This is a genomic window from Streptomyces sp. NPDC059456 (genome assembly GCF_042750055.1).
Lineage (GTDB): Bacteria > Actinomycetota > Actinomycetes > Streptomycetales > Streptomycetaceae > Streptomyces.
Map to the genome: position 1 here is coordinate 370 of NZ_JBHYVA010000714.1, position 3,943 is coordinate 4,312.

3 protein-coding genes and 1 tRNA gene are annotated in these 3,943 nt (G+C 73.5%); 1 reads left to right on the plus strand and 3 read right to left on the minus strand.

What is annotated here, in order from left to right:
- Positions 1–40 precede the first annotated feature (40 nt).
- Entirely contained in the window at positions 41–1,174 is a 1,134-nt protein-coding gene (locus ACFXA3_RS36975; RefSeq protein WP_385194652.1) for an LLM class flavin-dependent oxidoreductase, read from the minus strand.
- 230 nt (positions 1,175–1,404) lie between these two features.
- On the opposite strand from ACFXA3_RS36975, the gene ACFXA3_RS36980 reads away from it, so the two are divergent.
- Positions 1,405–2,163 carry an IclR family transcriptional regulator gene (locus ACFXA3_RS36980; RefSeq protein ID WP_385194655.1) on the plus strand — a complete coding sequence of 253 codons (759 nt, stop codon included), beginning with the start codon at positions 1,405–1,407 and terminating at the stop codon, positions 2,161–2,163.
- A 105-nt stretch (positions 2,164–2,268) separates the two neighbouring features.
- On the opposite strand, the gene ACFXA3_RS36985 is transcribed toward ACFXA3_RS36980, so the two are convergent.
- Positions 2,269–2,342: transfer RNA gene (locus ACFXA3_RS36985), tRNA-Lys, on the minus strand.
- A 63-nt stretch (positions 2,343–2,405) separates the two neighbouring features.
- Entirely contained in the window at positions 2,406–3,875 is a 1,470-nt protein-coding gene (locus tag ACFXA3_RS36990) for an AMP-binding protein (protein ID WP_385194658.1), read from the minus strand.
- Positions 3,876–3,943: the final 68 nt, after the last annotated feature.

Below are 3,943 nucleotides of genomic sequence, written 5' to 3' on the forward strand. Positions count from 1 at the left end.
ACCCGGCTCCGTCCGCACCCCGCCCCGGGCACCGCGCGGATCACGCCGCAGGGGCCGCGCCCGGCGCCCGGACCGGCATCCCGTACGCGTCCGCCACGAGTCCGTACGAGCGCACCCGGGCCGCCCCGCTGTGGGCGTTGGAGGTCAGCATCAGCTCGTCGGCGCCCGTGCGCTTCACCAGGGCGTCGAGCCCGGCGCGGACCTCGTCGGGCGTGCCGTGGACGACGTTCGCGAGCCAGCCGTCGACGAACTCCCGCTCCAGCGAGGAGAATCCGTAACTCGCCGCCTCCTCGGGCGTCGGGATCAGCCCGGGCCGGCCGCTGCGCAGCCGCAGCATCGACAGCGCGCCCGTGAGCACCTGGGCCCGGGCCTGCTCGTCGGTGTCGGCGGCGAGCGCCGACACCCCGATCACGGCGTACGGGGCGTCCAGCACGGCCGAGGGCCGGAAGGTCTGCCGGTAGAGCTCCAGCGCGGGCAGGGTGCCGGCCGCCGAGAAGTGGTGGGCGTACGCGAAGGGCAGGCCGAGCTCGGCGGCGAGGCGGGCGCTGAACCCGGAGGAGCCGAGCAGCCACAGCGGGGGCCGCCCGGCGGGACCCTGCACGGGACCGGGCACGGCGTGCACGCGGGCGTAGGGGTGCCCGTCGGGGAAGTCGTCGTCGAGGAAGCGGGTGAGCTCCACGAGCTGCCGGGGGAACTCCTCGGCGGCCTCGTCGAGGCGCCCGGGCCCGCGCAGGGCCGCGGCGGTGCGGCCGTCGGTGCCGGGGGCGCGGCCGAGCCCGAGGTCGATCCGGCCCGGGGCGAGCGCCTCCAGGGTGCCGAACTGCTCGGCGATCGCTAGCGGGGCGTGGTTGGGCAGCATGACCCCGCCCGAGCCGAGCCGGATGCGGGAGGTGTGGGCGGCGAGGTGGGCCAGGATCACGGCCGGGGAGGAGCTGGCCACCCCGGGCATGGAGTGGTGCTCCGCGACCCAGTGGCGGTGGTACCCGCGGGACTCGGCGAGGCGGGCGATGTCGACGCTCGTGCGCAGGGAGTCGTGGGCGGTGCTGCCGCTGCCGACCGTGACGAGGTCCAGCACCGAGAGCGGGACCGGTGCGAGGCCCTGGGCCTCACCCCGGATCCGGTCCCCGCGGCCGTCCCGGCCCGCTCCCCGATCCGCGTCCCCGGTGTCACTCATAGTCGCTCCCGCCTCGCTTCGCCGTCCGTACGAAGAACTCGAACCATCGGCGGCGCGCGATCATTCCCGGCGCGCCCCGCCGACGGCCATGACCTTGGCATATGCCAACGGGGTAGCCACTGGCGGGAGGACGTGATCGAGCCATCAATATCCCCAACAGGCGCTCCACGTGGGCCTCTTGATGGCTATCGTGGTAGGGCAAGCGGTAACAACCTGCTAGGGGGAAAACCGTGGCGCTGAAGCCCGAGCCGACCGCGCCGTTCCATTCGGTGCAGTACGCCCTGCGCGTACTCGAAACGATCGCCCGCCACACCGGCGGCGTGACCGACATACAGATCGCGCGTGAGACCGGCCTGCCCGCGGCCCATCTCGCCCCCATGCTCCTCATGCTGCGCCGCGAGGGGTACGTGCTCCAGGTGTCGGACGGCGCCTACGCCATAGGCGACTCCCTGGTGCTGCTCGGCTCCGGCGTGGACCGGCAGCAGGCGCTCCAGGACAAGCTCCAGGACACCCTGGACCGGCTCCGGGACTCGGTGGGCGCGGCGGTCTACATCAGCCGGTACGTGGACGGCGAGGTGAAGATCACGCAGTTCGCGGACAGCCCCCGCACCCCGAAGGTGCACGAGTGGGTCGACTTCCGCTCCGCGGCGCACGCCAGCGCGGTCGGCAAGTGCCTGCTGACGCAGCTCGACCAGAACGGGCGGCGCGACCACCTCTCGCGGCACAAGATCGCCCGGCTCACGTCGAAGACGATCGTGAACGAGCGGATCCTCTTCTCCAAACTGGACAGCCAGCCGGCCACGGTTCCGGTGCTGGACCTCCAGGAATACGCGGTGGGCACCGTCTGCGCCGCGGTACCGATCACGGCCGGGGCCTCGGTGGGCTGCCTGGCCCTGTCGATGCCGGTCGAGCACGCGCACCGGCTGCGGGCCGCCGCGGACGCACTGAACCGGAAGGCTGCGCCGCTGCTGCTGTCGCTCACGCTGTGAGCCACGGCCTCCGAGGGCCTGGGGCCGGCGGAGGGGGCGGGGGCCGGTGGGGCCGGAAACACTTCGGGCGGTTCCCGGTGAACCGGAAACCGCCCGAAGTACAGGTGCGCCGCCAGGGACTCGAACCCCGGACCCGCTGATTAAGAGTCAGCTGCTCTAACCAACTGAGCTAGCGGCGCCTGACAGAGAAAATACTACCTGGTCCTCGGGGGTGCTCAAAACCAGTACCCGCGGCGCGGGGATCAGCGGTCCAGGAGCTCGCCCCGGCCGTGCGCCGCGTACGCCGCCAGCAGGCCGGCGAGGTCCTCCGGACCCAGCAGCCGGTAGCCGGAGCCGCCCGGCGGGCGCCACCAGACCGGGTCCGGGCAGCGGAAACCGGAGCGGCGCAGGGCGACCCGGTGGACCTTGTTCGTCGCCGTGGTCGGCATGGTCCCCACGATCCGGACGTAGCACGGGGCCATCTTCGTGCCCAGGTCCGGCTGGGCGGCCAGGAAGGCGGAGAACTCCTCCGGCGAGAACCGGCTCCCCTCCTCCATTGCGACCGCCGCCATCACCTGGTCGCCGGCCGCCTCGTCCGGCACCGCGTAGACGGCGACCGCGGCCGCCGGGGACCAGCGCGCCAGGACGTTCTCGATCACCGCCGCGGCGAGGTTCTCGCTGTCGACCCGCAACCGGTCGTCGGTGCGGCCCGCGAAGTAGAGGAATCCGTCCGCGTCGCGGAAGAAGAGGTCGCCCGTCCAGTACCAGCCGTCCCGGGTCCGGGCGGCTTCCGCCTCGGGATTGCGCCAGTAGCCCTCGAACAGGCTCCGGCCGCGGTTGACCAGCTCGCCGATCGCCGCGGAGCCGTTGAGCAGGCGGCCCCGCGCGTCCAGGACGGCCGGCGGGCACTCCGCGCCCGTCTCCGGATCGATCACCGCCAGGTCGTCCCCGGCCCCGGCGCGGCCCAGGGCGCCCGGCGGGGTGTCCGGGGTCCGCTGGACGGAGGCCCCGCCCTCGGTGGCCCCGTACCCCTCCACCAGCCGGACCCCGAACCGCTCGGTGAAGCGGGCCGCGTCCACCGCCCCGGCCTCGGTGCCGAAGCCGAGGCGCAGGGTGTGGTCGCGGTCGTCGGGGCGGGGCTCGGTGGCCAGCAGGTACTGGACGGCCCGGCCGACGTAGGTGAAGTACGTCGCCCCGTACGCGCGGACGTCGTCCAGGAACGCGGAGGCGGAGAACCGCGGGCGCAGGGCCACGGCCGCTTCTCCGGCGAGGGCGGGCAGCCAGTCGGCGATGACGGCGTTGCCGTGGAAGAGCGGCATGCAGACGTAGTGGACGTCCTCCGGGGTCACGGAGAACTGCCGGACCAGCGAGGCGCCGGCGGCGGCGATCCGGCCCTGGCTGCAGACGGCGGCCTTGGGGGCGCCGGTGGAGCCCGAGGTGAAGTAGAGGAGGAAGCGGGAGCCCGGACCGGGGGACGCGAGGACTGCCTCGCCCGGTTTCGCGCCCGCGTACGGGGCGAGCAGGGCCGCGTATTCCTCGGTGCCGGTCACCAGGATCCGTACGCCCGGCAGGTCGAGCCCGCGCAGCAGCGGCAGGTGGGCGCGCTCGGTGACCAGGATCCGGCAGTCGGTGTGCAGGATGTCGCGCGCCAGCTCGGGACCGCGCCGGGTGGGGTTGATCCCGGCGAGGGGGGGGGCGCCGGGCGGCCCCGCGCCCCGCCCGCCCCCACACACAGAGCGCGAGTGGGAGTAGGTGAGTGAAGCAAAAGACAAAAACACACAAACACAAAAAAACTCGAGAT